General features: G+C 35.8%; 19 protein-coding genes and 1 pseudogene. 15 read left to right on the top strand and 5 right to left on the bottom strand.

What is annotated here, in order from left to right:
• Nucleotides 1-141: 141 nt before the first annotated feature.
• The gene (locus tag D569_RS0104520; RefSeq protein WP_018931214.1) at nt 142-819 is read left to right on the top strand and encodes a response regulator; all 678 of its coding nucleotides are present in this window, start codon (nt 142-144) and stop codon (nt 817-819) included.
• A 5-nt stretch (nt 820-824) separates the two neighbouring features.
• On the opposite strand, the gene D569_RS0104515 is transcribed toward D569_RS0104520, so the two are convergent.
• Nucleotides 825-1,589, bottom strand: coding sequence for a helix-turn-helix transcriptional regulator (locus D569_RS0104515; protein WP_018931213.1), 765 nt, complete (start codon nt 1,587-1,589; stop codon nt 825-827).
• 377 nt (nt 1,590-1,966) lie between these two features.
• Between D569_RS0104515 and D569_RS0104510 the strand changes: the two genes are divergently transcribed.
• The 6 genes from D569_RS0104510 to D569_RS0104485 all read left to right on the top strand — a co-directional run bounded on the left by D569_RS0104510 (nt 1,967) and on the right by D569_RS0104485 (nt 7,191).
• Nucleotides 1,967-2,689, top strand: coding sequence for a ThuA domain-containing protein (locus tag D569_RS0104510; protein ID WP_018931212.1), 723 nt, complete (start codon nt 1,967-1,969; stop codon nt 2,687-2,689).
• A 15-nt stretch (nt 2,690-2,704) separates the two neighbouring features.
• Entirely contained in the window at nt 2,705-3,730 is a 1,026-nt protein-coding gene (locus tag D569_RS0104505; protein WP_018931211.1) for a Gfo/Idh/MocA family protein, read from the top strand.
• Between the two features lie 15 nt (nt 3,731-3,745).
• Nucleotides 3,746-4,714, top strand: coding sequence for a sugar phosphate isomerase/epimerase family protein (locus tag D569_RS0104500; RefSeq protein ID WP_018931210.1), 969 nt, complete (start codon nt 3,746-3,748; stop codon nt 4,712-4,714).
• 16 nt (nt 4,715-4,730) lie between these two features.
• On the top strand, nt 4,731-5,771 hold the full coding sequence (locus D569_RS0104495) for a Gfo/Idh/MocA family protein (RefSeq protein ID WP_018931209.1): 1,041 nt from the start codon (nt 4,731-4,733) through the stop codon (nt 5,769-5,771).
• Nucleotides 5,772-5,784: 13 nt separating this feature from the next.
• A complete protein-coding gene (locus D569_RS0104490) occupies nt 5,785-6,546 on the top strand; it encodes a sugar phosphate isomerase/epimerase family protein (protein ID WP_018931208.1) in 762 nt (253 codons plus the stop codon).
• 153 nt (nt 6,547-6,699) lie between these two features.
• Nucleotides 6,700-7,191 carry a PTS sugar transporter subunit IIA gene (locus D569_RS0104485; protein WP_018931207.1) on the top strand — a complete coding sequence of 164 codons (492 nt, stop codon included), beginning with the start codon at nt 6,700-6,702 and terminating at the stop codon, nt 7,189-7,191.
• 268 nt (nt 7,192-7,459) lie between these two features.
• Here the strand turns inward: D569_RS0104485 and D569_RS0104480 are convergent, their stop codons facing one another.
• Nucleotides 7,460-8,302 (bottom strand): MerR family transcriptional regulator, encoded by an 843-nt coding sequence (locus D569_RS0104480; protein ID WP_018931206.1) that lies wholly within the window; start codon nt 8,300-8,302, stop codon nt 7,460-7,462.
• An 85-nt stretch (nt 8,303-8,387) separates the two neighbouring features.
• On the opposite strand from D569_RS0104480, the gene D569_RS0104475 reads away from it, so the two are divergent.
• The 3 genes from D569_RS0104475 (at nt 8,388) to D569_RS0104465 (ending at nt 11,095) form a co-directional block, all read left to right on the top strand.
• Nucleotides 8,388-9,593 carry an MFS transporter gene (locus tag D569_RS0104475; RefSeq protein ID WP_018931205.1) on the top strand — a complete coding sequence of 402 codons (1,206 nt, stop codon included), beginning with the start codon at nt 8,388-8,390 and terminating at the stop codon, nt 9,591-9,593.
• 145 nt (nt 9,594-9,738) lie between these two features.
• On the top strand, nt 9,739-10,206 hold the full coding sequence (locus tag D569_RS0104470; RefSeq protein WP_018931204.1) for a DinB family protein: 468 nt from the start codon (nt 9,739-9,741) through the stop codon (nt 10,204-10,206).
• A gap of 52 nt (nt 10,207-10,258) precedes the next feature.
• Nucleotides 10,259-11,095: an aminoglycoside 6-adenylyltransferase gene (locus D569_RS0104465; protein WP_018931203.1), complete on the top strand. Its 837-nt coding sequence runs from the start codon at nt 10,259-10,261 to the stop codon at nt 11,093-11,095.
• Between the two features lie 117 nt (nt 11,096-11,212).
• Here D569_RS0104465 and D569_RS0104460 read toward each other — a convergent pair whose 3' ends face one another.
• Together D569_RS0104460 and D569_RS0104455 are read right to left on the bottom strand one after the other, a co-directional pair.
• The gene (locus D569_RS0104460) at nt 11,213-12,214 is read right to left on the bottom strand and encodes an HAAS signaling domain-containing protein (RefSeq protein ID WP_018931202.1); all 1,002 of its coding nucleotides are present in this window, start codon (nt 12,212-12,214) and stop codon (nt 11,213-11,215) included.
• A complete protein-coding gene (locus tag D569_RS0104455; protein ID WP_018931201.1) occupies nt 12,201-12,563 on the bottom strand; it encodes a PadR family transcriptional regulator in 363 nt (120 codons plus the stop codon). The genes D569_RS0104460 and D569_RS0104455 overlap by 14 nt, the downstream gene beginning before the upstream one ends.
• Before the next feature lie 338 nt (nt 12,564-12,901).
• Here D569_RS0104455 and D569_RS23910 point away from each other — a divergent pair.
• The 4 genes and pseudogenes from D569_RS23910 to D569_RS0104435 form a co-directional block, all read left to right on the top strand.
• A pseudogene (locus tag D569_RS23910) lies at nt 12,902-13,012 on the top strand (GNAT family N-acetyltransferase); the annotation flags it as partial.
• A gap of 265 nt (nt 13,013-13,277) precedes the next feature.
• Nucleotides 13,278-13,742: a VanZ family protein gene (locus D569_RS0104445; protein WP_018931199.1), complete on the top strand. Its 465-nt coding sequence runs from the start codon at nt 13,278-13,280 to the stop codon at nt 13,740-13,742.
• 113 nt (nt 13,743-13,855) lie between these two features.
• The gene (locus D569_RS0104440; RefSeq protein WP_018931198.1) at nt 13,856-14,467 is read left to right on the top strand and encodes a class I SAM-dependent methyltransferase; all 612 of its coding nucleotides are present in this window, start codon (nt 13,856-13,858) and stop codon (nt 14,465-14,467) included.
• 52 nt (nt 14,468-14,519) lie between these two features.
• Entirely contained in the window at nt 14,520-15,308 is a 789-nt protein-coding gene (locus D569_RS0104435) for a phosphotransferase (RefSeq protein WP_018931197.1), read from the top strand.
• 102 nt (nt 15,309-15,410) lie between these two features.
• Here the strand turns inward: D569_RS0104435 and tlp are convergent, their stop codons facing one another.
• Nucleotides 15,411-15,644, bottom strand: a complete 234-nt coding sequence (gene tlp, locus D569_RS0104430) for a small acid-soluble spore protein Tlp (RefSeq protein WP_033404584.1) — start codon at nt 15,642-15,644, stop codon at nt 15,411-15,413.
• A 139-nt stretch (nt 15,645-15,783) separates the two neighbouring features.
• Here tlp and D569_RS22500 point away from each other — a divergent pair, with 139 nt between their 5' ends.
• Nucleotides 15,784-15,996, top strand: a complete 213-nt coding sequence (locus D569_RS22500; RefSeq protein ID WP_018931195.1) for a VanZ family protein — start codon at nt 15,784-15,786, stop codon at nt 15,994-15,996.
• The last annotated feature ends 20 nt before the right edge of the window (nt 15,997-16,016 follow it).

Below are 16,016 nucleotides of genomic sequence, written 5' to 3'. Positions count from 1 at the left end.
AAAAATAAAAAATAGTAAATTTAAACCAAAATGTTCTTTAAAACGAATGAAAAATGCGTTATAATAAAAAAGAGTCAGGAGCTTAAGTAATAGCTAGATTAAAATAATCATTAATTTAGTAAATAATAGGGGGAAAATAGTATGATAAAACACACGGTAGTTGTGGCAGAGTCACAAACACTTTTTCGTGATATGATTACGAATTTTGTGGAAGACATGGAAGAGTTTCGGGTGATTGGTACATTAACAAATGGACAAGAAGTCATCAATTTTATCAAAGAGAAGGAAGTTCGTCCCTTTTTGATTTTATTAGATATTCATATGCCGGTTATGAATGGATTAGAATGTGCAAAAAAATTAAAAGAAATGCACCCAAACATTAAAGTAGTTTTATTATCTGCTTTTGATGATGAAGAGTCGATCGAAACAGTACTATCTGTTTCAGCTGATGGATACATATTAAAAAGTTCAGGATTAGATGAATTTAAAGATACACTTCGTTTTATTATGGATGGTAAATTTGTTGCTCCTCAGACATTAGTTCAGCATTTTTCACAGCGTTTAGAATCCCTACTTAAGCTGGAACGGGAAAGTTCATTGCATTTTATTAAAGAACAGTTTAATCAACATAAAGATTTGAACAATCGTGAATTGCAAATTATTCAGTTGATGAAAAAAGGTTGGACAAACCGAATGATAGCCGATCAATTAGGGATCAGTGAGGGGACAGTCAAGAATTATTTGTCACTCATTTATAAAAAGCTTAAAATTAAAAGTCGAGTCGAACTTCTGCAAATATTGTCTGATATGACCGGCTGATCATCCTACATTTTTTCACGATATGCTCTTGGGGAGACATCATAATTTTTTTTGAAAACGCGATGGAAATAAGAGTAAGAGCCAAATCCACAATTTTGGGCAATATTTTCAAGTGTCATCGTAGTATATTTCATTTGGTTAATTGCTGCAGATATGCGAATAGATTGGGCATACTCAATTAACGTTTGATTGACATGTTCTTTGAACAGATGCACACATCTAGAAACACTCAGGTTGCAGTGATTGGCAATGTCCTCTACTTTAAAGCCTTGTTTTGTCGCGTTTTCCTCAATGAAGCGCATCATTTTCGTTACTACATACGGACGGTAGATGTCATTCGATCTTTTATCCATAGCTCTTTGTAAAGAAACACACAGTGCACTAACCAAATAGTAGGTAAGTTCGCTGTTTCTTTCTTTTTTCGGGCGTCTTTCCTCAATGATCAAATGATGCCAGAAATCTAATACTGCTTCATCTAATGTGATTTTTGCAAAGGTTGGAGCGTCCTTGAAGCGTTCGTCTATCCATTTTCCTTCACAATATAAATGAAAATCGCCGCTTTGTTGTCCTTCCTCCACGTATAACTCATAATTCTCCCCGGGTTTTATAATAAGTAAATCTCCTTTTTCCACTACACGAGTATCCGCATTTACCTTCACCTGTGACCTTCCCTCTGTTTGAAGACGGAATAAGTATGACGCATATCGAGATTGATGGGATGTGTGATAACGATAATTATGATAAGAGTAACCGCAAAAATTAATTTTCATCAAAAAATCCTCCATTTCAGATAAGTTTCGCTAACCAACAGTGAAAATCCCACTGCTAGAAGTCTCACTTTTCCACGGTGGTAACCGTCCGTAATATGTAAGAGTATATCAAGAAGTTAACGCTCGGTAACACCCTGATAAGTATCGCTAACCAGCAGTGAAAATCCCACTGCTGCAAGTCTCACTTTATAGCAAAATAGTTCATGTTTTGATTATATCATTTATGTTCAAATGATAGCTGATCATTTATGATAATAAATAACTAATATTGCAAAATGAAAAGGGTAACATTATCAGAGCGGTCTATTTTCGCTCATCATGATTTTGATTGTTAACTCTTATTCTTTACGCAAATACGAAAGGTGGAGTAGAAATTAATGAATGTTTTAATATGGAATGAATTCAGACATGAACAGCAAGACGAAGAAGTAGCAAAAATCTATCCGAATGGGATTCATGAAGCAATTAAAGCGTTTTTAGAAACAGACGATATTCATGTTGAAACCGCTACATTAGATGAGCCGAACCATGGAATTACGGATGAAAAGTTAGCAGAGACAGATGTCATGCTATGGTGGGGACATTTAGCTCATCATGAGGTAGCTGATGAAATAGTGGATAAAGTACATAAACGTGTACTTGAAGGAATGGGATTGATTGTCCTTCATTCCGGACATTTCTCGAAAATCTTTCAGAAATTAATGGGAACTGGCTGTGACTTGAAATGGCGTGAAGCAGATGAAAAGGAAAGAATGTGGGTGGTCAATCCTTCTCATCCGATTGTCGAAGGGATTGGTGAATATATTGAAATAGAAAAAGAAGAAATGTATGGAGAACATTTTGATATCCCTGCACCAGATGAATTAGTGCTTGTCAGCTGGTTTGAAGGCGGGGAAGTATTCCGCTCCGGTTGTACCTATCGAAGAGGACATGGCAAAGTCTTTTATTTCCGCCCAGGTCACGAAGGCTACCCGACGTATTACCATCAAGATGTTCAAAAAGTAATTCAAAATGCCGTAAGATGGGCTAAGCCAACAACAAGGGAATTTTCTAGCTATGGAAATGCCCAACCATTAGAAGAAATAAAACCAAAATCATAAAGGGAGATGGAATCTATGGAAAAGTTAAAAGTTGCTGTAATTGGCTGTGGAAGTATTGCAATTCATCGTCATTTACCAGAATATCAGGGAAATCCTTTTGTAGAAATTGTGGCTGTCTGTGATATTAAAGAGGAGCGTGCTCAGTCAGCAGCATCTGAATATAACGCACAAGCGTATACGGATTATAAACAAGCGATAACAGACTCTAACGCAGATCTTGTCAGCGTTTGTTTACCGAACTATTTGCATGCGCCTGTCTCTATATTTGCTGCTGAACAAGGGAAACATGTTTTATGTGAAAAACCGATGGCAACTTCTGAAGAAGAGGCAAAGCAAATGATCGATACTAGCAATAAAGCAGGTAAAAAATTAATGATCGCACATAATCAACGCTTTGTACCTAGCCATGAAAAAGCGAGACAATTAATCGCAAATGGTGAGATCGGCAAAGTGTACAGCTTCCGTACCACATTCGGTCATGGTGGGCCAGAAGGTTGGAGTATTGATGGAAAGGAAAGCTGGTTCTTCCGTAAAGAAGAGGCATTTATTGGTGCGTTAGGTGACCTTGGCGTACATAAAGCTGATTTAATTCGCTATATTTTGGGAACAGAATTTACTGAAGTAGCGGCTATGGTAGAATCGTCTGCCAAGGAGAACAGTGATGTTGATGATCAAGCGGTTACGATTTTACGTAGTGAGAAGGGCATTATTGGTACATTGACAGCTAGCTGGGCTTATGGAGCTGGAGAAGATAACTCAACCGTCATTTACGGAGAAAAAGGAATGCTTCGTCTTGAAGATGATCCTGCTTACAGCTTAATAGCAACCTATACAGACGGATCAAAAATCAATTATGAGCTTGGTCAAATCCAAACCAATGACAGTGGTGGCCAAACGTCTTCAGGTGTTATTGATCATTTTGTTGACAGTGTACGAAATGATTCCAAACCATTAATAGACGGAGAAGAAGGCTATAAATCATTACAAATTATTTTAGCAGCATTAGAAGCGAATGAAACGAAGAAGAATATAACCTTATAGAAGGAGGAGACAGTCATGAAACTTGGTGTATTTACGGTACTATTTGCAGAAAAAAATTTCGAAGAGATGTTGGACCATGTGAAAGCTAGCGGGTTAGATGCCGTGGAAATTGGAACTGGCGGCTACCCGGGAGATGCACATTGTAAAATTGATGTACTTTTAGAAGATGCGGTGAAACGCGATCATTATTTACAAGAGGTTAAAGATAGAGGGCTAACGATTAGTGCCTTTAGCTGTCATGGCAATCCATTAACACCTGATAAGCCATTTGCGGAAGAAAGTGATCAAATTCTTCGTAAAACAATTGAACTTGCAGGTCTAACTGGTGTACCGGTTGTCAACTGTTTTTCGGGGACTCCCGGAGACCAAGAAAACGCTAAAGCACCAAACTGGCCTGTCGCACCATGGCCAACAGAATACGCAGATGTTCTGGAATGGCAATGGGAAGAAAAGTTGGTCCCATACTGGAAAGAGATTGGTGAACTGGCTGAACAACATAACGTTAAAATCGGTATTGAATTACATGCTGGGTTTTTAGTGCACACACCATATACAATGCTAAAGCTTCGTGAAGAAACAAGCCCAGCAATTGGAGCTAACTTGGATCCAAGCCATTTATGGTGGCAAGGAATCGATCCAGTTGCAGCGATTAAGATTCTAGGAAAAGAAAATGCGATACATCATTTCCATGCAAAAGATACTTACATTGATCAGGATAATGTCAATATGTATGGTCTTACAGATATGCAACCATATGGCAACATTCAAACAAGAGCATGGAATTTCCGGTCTGTTGGATGTGGTCATGGTTTAGAAGAATGGTCTAACATGATTAGTGCTCTTCGAACGTTTGGCTATGATTATGTTGTAAGTATTGAGCATGAAGATCCTATTATGTCCATTGATGAAGGGTTTGCTCGTGCTGTAGATAATTTAAAAGCAGTAAATATTAAAGAAAGCCCGGCTGAGATGTGGTGGGCGTAAGGAAAGGAAGTCACAGATGACAAAGTTAAAAGTTGCACTGATTGGTGCAGGAGGTATTGCGACAGATGTCCATATTCCTGCTTATCGAAAAGTGCCAGAACAAGTGGAAATTGTAGCTATAGCAGATGTCGCTTATGAAAAAGCAAAAGCAGTGGCAAGTGAACATGGTATTCAAGCAGCATTTGACGATTATCACACTATGTTAAGAGAAACAGACATTGATGCTGTCAGCGTTTGTGTGCCAAATAAATTTCATAAGGAGGCAGCGATTACTGCGTTAGAAGCAGGCTGTCATGTCTTATGTGAAAAGCCACCAGCAATGAATCAAGAAGAAGCAAAAGAAATGGAAGAGGCGCAGGTAAAATCAGGGAAATTGTTGATGTATGGTTTCCATTATCGTTTCCAATCGGAGACGCAGGCTGCCAAACGTTTTATTGATGCAGGTGAACTCGGTGACATTTATTCCGGACGTGTGCAAGCAATTAGACGACGTGGCATTCCTGGTTGGGGAGTATTTACTAACAAGGAATTGCAAGGTGGCGGTCCATTAATCGATATCGGTGTCCATATGTTAGATACAGCATTATATTTAATGGGCTACCCAGAGCCTGTAGTAGTCCTTGGTCAGACACATCAACAACTCGGAACGAAGAAAGGTGTCGGTTTATTAGGCGAATGGGATTATCAAAACTATACTGTCGAGGATATGGCGGTGGGGATGATAACTTTCCAAAATGGTGCATCACTCGTATTAGAATCAGCATTTGCTGCTAATGTGGAAAAGCGTGATACCATGCAAGTGTCGTTAATGGGTAACAAAGGTGGAGCAGACATTTTTCCATTAAAAATGTATCAGGAAAAGCATGATACTTTAATTGATATTACACCAGCCTATTTACCAGAAATAAATGCACATCAAACAGAAATTCATGCTTTTGTTGCGGACTGCATTGAAGGTAATATTACTGATCGTTATGCGAAGCAAGGTACCAATATTCAAAAAATTATCGACGGACTATACCAATCAGCTGAAACGGGTAAGGCCGTATATCTATAGGGAGGCATTACACATGGGGAAAATTGCAATTCAATTGTATTCAGTACGTGACCATACTTCAAAAGATTTTTTAGGTACTTTACGAAAATTGGGTGAAATGGGATATGAGGCCGTACAGTTTGCCGGATTCTTTGATACACCCGCCAATGAATTAAAACAAGTAATGGATGAATCAGGTTTAGTTGCTGCTGGCAGTCATATGCCTTTTGACAGTTTAACAGGTGATCAACTAGAAGCTTCGTTAACCTATAATAAAACAATTGGTAATGATTTAATTATTTGTCCAATTTTACCGGAAGAGCTGAGAGCAGATGAAGGTGCCTATTACCGTGCTGCAGAAGAATTAAATGAGATTGGACGTAAATGCTCCGAAGCTGGATTCACTTTTGCTTATCACAATCATAATATGGAATTCTTTGATCTTGGTAATGGAAAAAGAGGCTTCGACATTCTTTTTGAGGAAACAGATCGTGAGTATGTAAAGATGGAACTCGATTGTTATTGGGCAACACATGTTGGCGTAGACCCATTACAAACGATCAAAGCTTATGATGATCTAGTTGTGTCCTTACACATTAAAGATTTGACAGTAGAAAATGGTGAAAAACGCAGCATTGAAATCGGAAAAGGTTCATTAGACATTGCGACATTATGGGAAACAGGAGAATCTGTCGGTGTGAACTGGTATGTCATTGAACAAGAACAATTCGACGGTGATCCGCTCGAAAGTGCTGAAGAGAATGTTGTTAATTTGAAAAAAGTTATTAATAAATAAGAGTGAAGTTCCCCACTTTATGGAATCATAAAATGGGGAACTTTTTATCTGTTCATAAGATAAAAGCTGATTTATCGCCAACATTTATATGATTATTTTGGCTCATTTTGGGGTAGAAGTAACTATATATTAACCTAATGGAGGGGGTAAGCTATGTTAAAGAAGCTATTCAAGCAGAAAGAAGTGAATACAGACTTAATGGCACCATTGACGGGAAAAGCAATACCATTAGACCAAGTACCTGATCAAGTCTTTTCCCAAAAAATGATGGGGGATGGTGTAGCGATTGAGCCAACAGATAAACAAGTGGTATCTCCTATTGATGGTGAAGTAGCGGACGTATTTAAGACAAAACATGCGATTAGTCTGAAAACGGATGGCGGGGCTGAAATTTTAGTGCACATGGGATTAGAAACCGTTGAATTAGATGGAAAAGGTTTCGATATTCAAGTAGAAAATGGCCAGAAGGTTAAAAAAGGAGATCCACTAGCTACATTTGATCTTAATACCGTTGCGGCGGAAGGATACAAAACAGTGACGCCTATCATTTTATTGAATGGTGAAGATTTTGCGATGAGTAATGTCGCGAGTGAACAAGATGTCGAATTCGGAAAAGATATTTTATTTCATATTGAAAAAAAGTAACTTAATATGTCTGGTTTAGAGTAAACAACAAACAAAAATGAGGTGCAATTCGCACCTCATTTTCAATGTGATAAATATGCGATTGCGTTTGCTATTTTAAGTGATCTGATGTTAAGAACAGAAGAAGTTGCAAATAAATTCAGGAATTTGCAAATAAACAAGTCGACTTGCAAATAAATGAGTAAAGTTGCAAATAAATATCTACAAATGCAAATAAATTAGTAAAATTGCAAATAAATCTTGGAGCTTGCAAAAAAAGCGAGAACAATTAGAATGTCATATCTGCCTTAGATCTCACCTGCATCATAATCTTTGTCACATATTGCTCCTCACTGTTTTTAACGACAGTGTCATAAATATATTCTTCTAAAACATAGTCTCCTAATTCTAGATTTAATCGTTCCAGCTCTGACAAAAGTCGTTTATAGGTATGGTGAATTTTCTTATCTTCCCCTTTATGGTATCCGATTAAAAAGTCACCTTTTATAGTCTTTAGGTAGGGGTTATCCTTCTGAGAATGAAGTTGTTTTATATATAAATAACTATAATTAGTAAACTCACCCTTCAGCACTTGTTCTCGTTTAGTTAAGCCACCGATAGGGTATCCGGTATCAATATGTAATTTGTACAATTCCTCAACAAAGTCGGAGAACACTTCAAAAAATTCCTCATCTGAAATATCCTCGATATTTTTACTTAAATAATATGTTTGTTCCGGTAATCGTTCAACACTAACTTGATCAAAATCTATCCTTGCTGCTTTATTCATTAATTCAATTTGTGCATCGATCATATTCTCTTTCATTTCTATTTCCATCCGTTGTTTCGCTACTTTTTCTTTCTGTTGATGCATAATTGATAAGAATTTTTCTGGTGATTTATGTTCAACATATTGACGAATATCATGTAATGACATGCCTAGATCTTTTAACAACGTTATGAGGGTAAATAACTCTAATTGGTGAATGGAATAATAACGGTAGCCTTTTTCGTTTTTAAGCATAGGTGATAAAAGACCAATTTGATCATAATAAAAAAGTGTTTGCTTGTTTACTCTGCAGAGTTTGGCAAATTCACCTGTTGTCAAATATTTAATATTTTTATCAGTCATTTTTCAACACTCCAGTCTTGACTATATAGTTACTATATACCATAAGATGATTTAGTACACAACAATTAGAAATGGAGAAATGGCAATGAAACAATCAATCTTTCGAAATCGCACATATATGTTATTGTTAGTTGCAGGTATTTTTGCGATCGTTGGCTTTAGTATGTTTCTGACAACGACCTCTTGGTATATTATCAATGTATTAAGTTCACCTGGCATCTTGGGAATTGCTTTAATTACGGCAACAGTGCCACGTTTACTATTAATTACTTTTGGTGGAGTATTGGCAGATAAGTACAAAAAAACAACAATTATGTTTGGTACTAACTTGCTGCAAGCACTAGTACTTTTCTGTATATCTTGGCTTGTGGCAAGTGACTCGATGACACTAGTCTTATTATTCGTTACGGTAGGTTTATTTGGTATGCTGGATGCATTTTTTGGACCAGCTAGTTCATCACTGATACCGAAAGTGGTAGAAAAATCGCAATTACAGCAAGCAAATGCTTATTTCCAAGGTATAGATCAAATATCTTTTATTATCGGTCCAATCCTTGCAGGTGTAATCATGGAAACCAGCTCTATAGCGACTAGTTACTTTGTGGCGACTATATTGGTTTTGTTATCTGCTCTCGTAGTTTTTCCACCTTTTATTAAGGAAGGACCAGTAGAGCATAAGGGGGACCAAAGTACATTAGAAGATTTTCGTGAAGGTATATCCTATATGAAATCTTCTACATTTCTATTAACAGGGATTATTGTGTTGATCACGGTAAATTTCTTTGTATTTGGTGGACTGCAAATTGCTATGCCATTATTAGTTGATCTTCTTGGCGGAACACCTATTAATTTAAGTTTTATGGAGGTTAGCTTAGGGGTTGGTATGGTAATTGGTACGCTGATTTTGAGTTTTGTAAAAGTGAAGCGTAAAGGCTTTACATCGCTAATGGGACTTATGGCTTCATTACTTTTCTTCATTATTTTTAGTATTGCAACTAATTTAATGTTCCTGACAACAATATTGTTTTTTATTGGATTTTCGATTGCATTTGTGTTCATCCCTTTTTTCACAGCAGCTCAAGAAAATACCGAAAATCGAATCATGGGGCGAGTAATGAGCATTATCTTCTTAGCGATGAATGGTTTTGATCCAATTGCATATGGTGTTGTAAGTGCGTTAGCTTCAGCAGGAATAAATATCCGGTTAATTTTGTTTGTCGCTGGAGTGATAGGCATGGCTATTGCTGTTTGTGTATGGTGGAAAGGAAAAGCATTTGTTAGAGCTTATTAACTATAGTAACAATCTGAACAAGGCGATCATCAAAGATCGTCTTGTTTTGTATAAAGCTATTTTGGAATATTATGTTAGTATTAAGTTAGAACATCATTACGAAGTACAAACGTATATACTAATTAACCGGAGGAGATGAGGAAGAATGATTCACGCTAAAGAGGTTTTATTAGATCAGTTGCTGGCAAACGTAAATGATCGAAGCTGGTATGCTTCCTTTGAAGAAGCAGTTGACGGCATTTCAAATGAGGAAGCTTTTTGGAAACCTGATAAAGGAAGTCATAGTATCGCAGAAATTGTACAACATCTTATTTACTGGAATGAAGTTTGGCAAATCCGGTATGAAAATTCCAATTTTAATGCTCAACAATCTCTAGCGGATAATGCGGATAGTTTTCATATACCCGAAAACAGGAGCTTCCCAGAGCTTAAAGAGAGATTAATAAAGGTACTATTACGCTGGCAAGAATTAATTACCGAAGAGAAGTTGGAATCAAATGTAAATGGCTTTCCAGTAAAAACTGAGTGGTGGGCATTAATTGCAAATGCAACGACGCATAATGCTTATCATATTGGCCAACTAACTTATATACGCAAAATGAATAAGGAGTAGTTAAATTTAGTGAAGGGTTACCAGTCTAATGAAAAGAGGTTGAATTAAATGTGTGGGATTTGTATCTAGACACTTCGAGAGAGATTTAAAAATTCCAAAGCATCGCCAAGATTTAATTAATTCCATTGAAAAAGATTTGTTAAATGATGATGATGTCTTAGGAGTTTTCTATGGTGGTTCTATAGGAAATGATAATACGGATTTATATTCCGATATCGACCTACGTATAGTTGTATCACCTGAAAAATTTCAGGAATTTATTTTAAATAAAAAAGAGCGCCTAAAAAGATGGGGAAATGTTGTATATTTTGAGGATTTAGGACCTGATGTAACTTACTCCATCGCGCACTATGATTGTTTTATAAAAATTGATACATTTTATTATAAATTTGAAGATATTAAGCCCTCTGTCTGGTTACAAAACATAAAAATTGTACGAGATCTAGATGGACAGTTAGAAGATACATTGAATAAATCAACGAGTCTATCTTATAAACCGTCAAGAGAAGAGATTGAATTCTGGCGTACAAAGTTTTTTGCGCATTTTCACGAAGCTTATCGTCGAGCAATGAGAAAAGAATTGTATTATGCTTTAAAATGTATTGATAGCTTACGTTTATCTATGATAACAGGTTGGTATATGGAAGTTGGAATTCAACCAAATGCATTTGGTGATTGGGCAAAATATGAGGGTGAGAGAAGTAAACTAATAGATTGGCAACTCTCGCTTCTTGATAGTTGGGAATGTGGTAGGGATGTCTCTGAAATTATTAATGTTATGAAAAGTATAGTCCCAGAATTTAAAAGAGTCCATCTAAATATTTGTAATAAGTTCGGAATTGAAGAACGTACTGAATGGGTTGATGAAATTGTTCATATGGCCATATAATGAGAAAACCTTACATTATCATGGGTAGTGTGATCTTTAATGTGGAAATATAAAGAGCATTATTGATTAACTTTAGTGACAATCAATAATGCTCAAATTAAGAATAATCAACTTACTTTATTTTTTGTTAGCCTTAATCAAGCCGTCAATCAATTCCCAAATTAATCCTACAACTAAAAGAACTAAAATCCATAATGTAGATTGATTCCAAATCATACTTACAGTTCTATATCCATCACTATTTTCAGTAATTACACCTGCTTGTGTAAGCTCAAGAAGAAAATCAGGGTTCCAAAATGCATTTCCATTTATCATAAATAATACAGCTATAGTTGAAATCACATTAACTATTGCTATATAAGTGACTAGCTTGGAGGTCCACTTACCATATATGAGCTTAAGGCATTCTTTTGTTATTCCAATACCCATAATAAGAATAATGAATAACAAGGAAGTAGTATATGTTTCGTTATTTAAAAACGGAACCACATCAGAAAACCCATCTTGAAAAATCCAGACCCCTAGGTATTCATTGGAAAAAACAAACATGATGATTAATAACGTATAAAATGTAATACTCACGATTGGCTCATAGTACTTGATTTGTCTTTTTTCATCGGGAATGGGAGCTAAATCCGATGGCTTCCATTCTGTTCCAATCTCTAAATCTTTTGCGTTAATTTCCCCGAAATGGTCCGAGATCGCAAAGCCAAATGTTGTCCAGCCAAAAGCTGCTGGAAGAGCGGTAACAAAAGCGACAATCAATTCGACGAAATGATCCAGAATGGTAACTGGATTTATGATAGTTTTGATAATGAAAGTGATAGATATTGCAATGGCAGTTGAAATTAAAACAATTTTTAATACCAACATGTAGCTATCAAATAATTCTGGTCCAATTAGATAGTTTTTCGTTCCTTTATATTTTTGAGCTAATTGCCTCGGATCTCCTAGTTCCATTAATACTTCTACCACATCATTATCTGTAACATCTTCACCTTGGACTCGTTCCTCCAACATATCCTCAATTAAACTGCGGAGTTCTTCCGCAATATCCTCCCTTTGTGATAGGGGGAGCTTCTGAGTGACAGCATAAATATAACGGTCAATCATCTCCATCCATTTTGCCTCCTTTAATGTCAATAACATTACTCATGCTTTCTACAATTTGTTGCCATTCAACGATCAACAGTTTATAAACTTCTTTACCTGTTTCACTTAATAAGTAATATTTACGTGGTCTTGCTTCCTCTGTGTCCCATTTACTTTCCAGTAGTCCTTGTTTTTCTAGTCTTCTTAAAAGTGGATAAAGTGTCCCAGGTTCTACATGAATTCCTTTCTCCTCCAACATGGTGACAAGCCAGTAGCCATATTGCGGTTCCGATAGTTGACTCAATACACTAATAGTAATCGTGCCCCGCCGCAATTCTTGCAATAGTTTATCCAAATATTCATTCGCATCTTTCATCTTTATCAACTCCTACATGTAGTATACTGTATGACGCATACTATTGTAAAGTACAAAATATGATTCGTCTCAAAACATTTATAAATAACCATGCTTTCAAGAATAGTAGGAGAGTCCCTACATAAGTTTCTACAGGTAAAATTAATGTTCAAGACCGTGATGAGACAATTAGGGGTTATGTTGAAATAAATCAAGGTGAATTTTTTGATGGAATATTATGTTAAAATAATGTAAGGGAAGAAAGGAGATACAACATTGAAGTGAGAAAAGGTAAAGTAAATGTAACGTTATTCTAGAAGGGTAATGGATTTATAGAGATGGATAAGGAGATATAAAAAATGTCATATAAATTTACTGTTATGACACAAGAAGAAGCTGAAGATATTGCATTTAACTGGCATTACGATGATGAATATTCATTTTATGATATGGAGGCTGACCAAGAAGACCATTGGGAGTTAGAGAGGCTTACGGCATATGTAGACATGGATAATTATGCTTCTGCTCGGTTGTTAGAAAAAAATAATTTTGTCAACGAAGGAATTCTACGTTCTTGGGTACGTGATGGTGATGCATTTTATGATGTTTATTCGTATCGTATTCTCCTATCAGAAAGTGTTTGCTAATAGTAGTTTTGAATAAAAACGGATCGCCCCTGGTATTTTATGTTAAAATAAACCGAAGAAATATTACTTAAGGGTGTAAGGTGGATATATGAGAAAGGTATTAAAATTTATTATAGGAATTTGTTTTATAGCATATATATTTGTATTGGTCATTCTCTTATTTTTTGAAAGTAGAGGTACTGAAACAAACCTATCCTTTTTAGAATACATAAAGAGATCCTCTAATTTCATTCCGTTTAACACCATATATTTTTATGTGCAGGCAATGTTTAACGAAACTTTAAATATAAATATAATTTTACGAAATATTATTGGTAACATTATAGCTTTTATGCCGATGGGTGTGTTCCTGCCGATCTTTATAAGGAAATTAAATAGCGTGACTAGGTTCACCATTTCCATGATTGTACTCATCTTATGTATCGAAACAATCCAAGCGTTTACAAGAAGAGGAAGTTTTGATATAGATGATTTAATTCTTAATGTGTTTGGTGCTTTGCTAGTTTTTACTATTTGGAGATCCAATATTGTTAAGAAACTTGTATTTCGGTGATATGACATATTTGGAAAAGGAAGCAGCATTTACTTAGATGAAAGATTTTTACCTGCAACTAATATAATAATTATCCATGTTAAGCACAATATTACTTTGTAGAGGGTGAGAAAGTGAAAAACGAAAAACTCATCGAAAAATATGATAAACAGGCTAAAATGTATGAAAATAATCGTGCGAATCAAAAGCTTGCTCGATGGAGAAATAAAATAATAAAAAGCACATACGGAAAAGTCTTGGAGGTTGGAATTGGAGCGGGAGCAAACTTTCCCTATTATGATAGGGATAATGTTGAGGTAACAGGGGTTGATTTTAGTTCAGAGATGATCAAGAGCGCCAAGAGGACAGCAGCACAACTTCAGGTGAAGGCGGAATTTATCCAAGCAGATATTGATGAGCTGGTGTTAGAAGACAACTCCTTTGATTGTATCGTATCAACGCTTTCCCTTTGTAGCTATCCCGATCCAATTGTTACATTAAATAAATTTAATCATTGGTGCCGCAAAGATGGGATTATATTGTTAATGGAACATGGCTTGAGTTCTAATAGCTTTCTTTCCTTCGGTCAAAAAATGATTGATCCACTACATAAAAAGATTTCTGGATGCCATTGTAACAGAAATATCAATGAGATAGTGAGAAATTCAAATCTTCAGGTCGATCATATCGAACGTTATTGGTCAGATATCATCTATTTAATATGGGCGAAGCCAGTCCGATTATAATTAAGTCACTAGTTTTACAGGAAGGTGAAGAGTCACAGAAGGGAGGATTTAAATGTCAAACGATAAAAATGAAGAAATACTATCAGGAGGAAATGTCTCAAACGTTTATCGTTCGGGAAATACTGTACGAAGAGAGATAAAGAAACAAAGTCCAAACATTCATAAATTACTAAAGCATTTGGAAACAAAAGGTTTCAGTTATGCACCAAGGTTTTTAGGGATTGATGAAAAAGGGAGAGAGATTTTATCTTTCATTGAAGGGGAAGTTGGTAATTACCCTGTAAAAGAGTATATGTGGTCTGATAAAGTCTTGGTAGAAATAGCGAAAATACTCCGTCTTTATCATGATTCTGTGAGTGATTTTTCATTTGATAGCTGGCAACCGATCGATAACACCCCTCAACCATTTGAAGTACTATGCCATAATGATTTTGCAATATACAACATTATATTTCATCATGAAAGACCAATAGGTATTATTGATTTTGATGTTGCTGGACCAGGGCCTAGGCTTTGGGACATAGCTTACACTCTTTATACTTGCGTTCCGCTAAGTAGATTTTATCTTTCAGAAAAAGGCGAGAAAGTGTATTATCATTCATCACAGCATGCTAAGCGTATAAAGGAAAGAGTTAGAATTTTCTTTGAAGCTTATGGGGAAAGGATGGAAGAAGAGTATTTAGAAATGGTGCTACTCCGTTTAGAAGGGTTATGTAAAACTATTATAAGAAAAGCCAGTGAAGGAGATACAGCGTTTCAAAATATGATTGATGAAGGACATCTTTCCCACTATCAATACGATATTCAATTTATTCGTAATCATCGGAAAGAGTGGGTTTAAGATAAGTTTTTGTCAGGCGTGAGTATAATTAAAAACCAATCTTTTTCGGAAAAAGGCATAAAGAATATGCTAATTCCATATGCCTTTTGTATTTTTGTATATCTACTGTTGATCTCGTGCTTCATCTTTAATTTCTTCTCTCATACCTGAAATTGCTTCTTCTCTACGACGATTTTTCTCGATAATTTTTTCTTTTTCTTCTGAAGAAGCAAACTGCATCGTCTCGTGTGCTTCTTCTATATTTTCTATTGTATCTTGCACCTTGTGTTGTAATTTTTCCACATTATCTGAGCGATCATCTGGATTCGGCTGGTTTTGTTGCTTTGTCACTCTCATTCCTCCTTTACATATCATTAGTTATATTATGAGTAAGCTGGAAAATAATATGTATAGACTATATTTCGATTTATAGGAAATCATAACTGAATAATTAGCAGAGCTTGGACATATTTTCTTGTATGGAGGAGGTATGTTTTTGTGCCCCCTCGGAATTTTGTTTCCAATATTATCGACAAAGCGCAAAGAATCGCTTTTAATAATTGGTATCCCTTTTTTTCTCAGTTTAACGATTGAAGTCATACAACTTGTTACTCAATTAGGTGTATTTGACGTAGATGATCTTATATTAAATACATTAGGTGGATTCTTAGGTTTTAGACTTTTAACTGTATTTAAGAAAAAAGCTTAGAGATCAATCATCCCTAAGCT

The organism is Gracilibacillus lacisalsi DSM 19029, from assembly GCF_000377765.1.
Taxonomy (GTDB): domain Bacteria; phylum Bacillota; class Bacilli; order Bacillales; family Amphibacillaceae; genus Gracilibacillus; species Gracilibacillus lacisalsi.
This window is presented reverse-complemented; position numbering and strand designations above follow the sequence as displayed.

Bases quoted from the DNA above. Each gene is read 5' to 3' on its own strand.
- D569_RS0104520 (WP_018931214.1), top strand. From the start codon at position 142: ATGATAAAACACACGGTAGTTGTGGCAGAGTCACAAACACTTTTTCGT.
- D569_RS0104515 (WP_018931213.1), bottom strand. From the start codon at position 1,589: ATGAAAATTAATTTTTGCGGTTACTCTTATCATAATTATCGTTATCAC.
- D569_RS0104510 (WP_018931212.1), top strand. From the start codon at position 1,967: ATGAATGTTTTAATATGGAATGAATTCAGACATGAACAGCAAGACGAA.
- D569_RS0104505 (WP_018931211.1), top strand. From the start codon at position 2,705: ATGGAAAAGTTAAAAGTTGCTGTAATTGGCTGTGGAAGTATTGCAATT.
- D569_RS0104500 (WP_018931210.1), top strand. From the start codon at position 3,746: ATGAAACTTGGTGTATTTACGGTACTATTTGCAGAAAAAAATTTCGAA.
- D569_RS0104495 (WP_018931209.1), top strand. From the start codon at position 4,731: ATGACAAAGTTAAAAGTTGCACTGATTGGTGCAGGAGGTATTGCGACA.
- D569_RS0104490 (WP_018931208.1), top strand. From the start codon at position 5,785: ATGGGGAAAATTGCAATTCAATTGTATTCAGTACGTGACCATACTTCA.
- D569_RS0104485 (WP_018931207.1), top strand. From the start codon at position 6,700: ATGTTAAAGAAGCTATTCAAGCAGAAAGAAGTGAATACAGACTTAATG.
- D569_RS0104480 (WP_018931206.1), bottom strand. From the start codon at position 8,302: ATGACTGATAAAAATATTAAATATTTGACAACAGGTGAATTTGCCAAA.
- D569_RS0104475 (WP_018931205.1), top strand. From the start codon at position 8,388: ATGAAACAATCAATCTTTCGAAATCGCACATATATGTTATTGTTAGTT.
- D569_RS0104470 (WP_018931204.1), top strand. From the start codon at position 9,739: ATGATTCACGCTAAAGAGGTTTTATTAGATCAGTTGCTGGCAAACGTA.
- D569_RS0104460 (WP_018931202.1), bottom strand. From the start codon at position 12,214: ATGGAGATGATTGACCGTTATATTTATGCTGTCACTCAGAAGCTCCCC.
- D569_RS0104455 (WP_018931201.1), bottom strand. From the start codon at position 12,563: ATGAAAGATGCGAATGAATATTTGGATAAACTATTGCAAGAATTGCGG.
- D569_RS0104445 (WP_018931199.1), top strand. From the start codon at position 13,278: ATGAGAAAGGTATTAAAATTTATTATAGGAATTTGTTTTATAGCATAT.
- D569_RS0104435 (WP_018931197.1), top strand. From the start codon at position 14,520: ATGTCAAACGATAAAAATGAAGAAATACTATCAGGAGGAAATGTCTCA.
- tlp (WP_033404584.1), bottom strand. From the start codon at position 15,644: ATGAGAGTGACAAAGCAACAAAACCAGCCGAATCCAGATGATCGCTCA.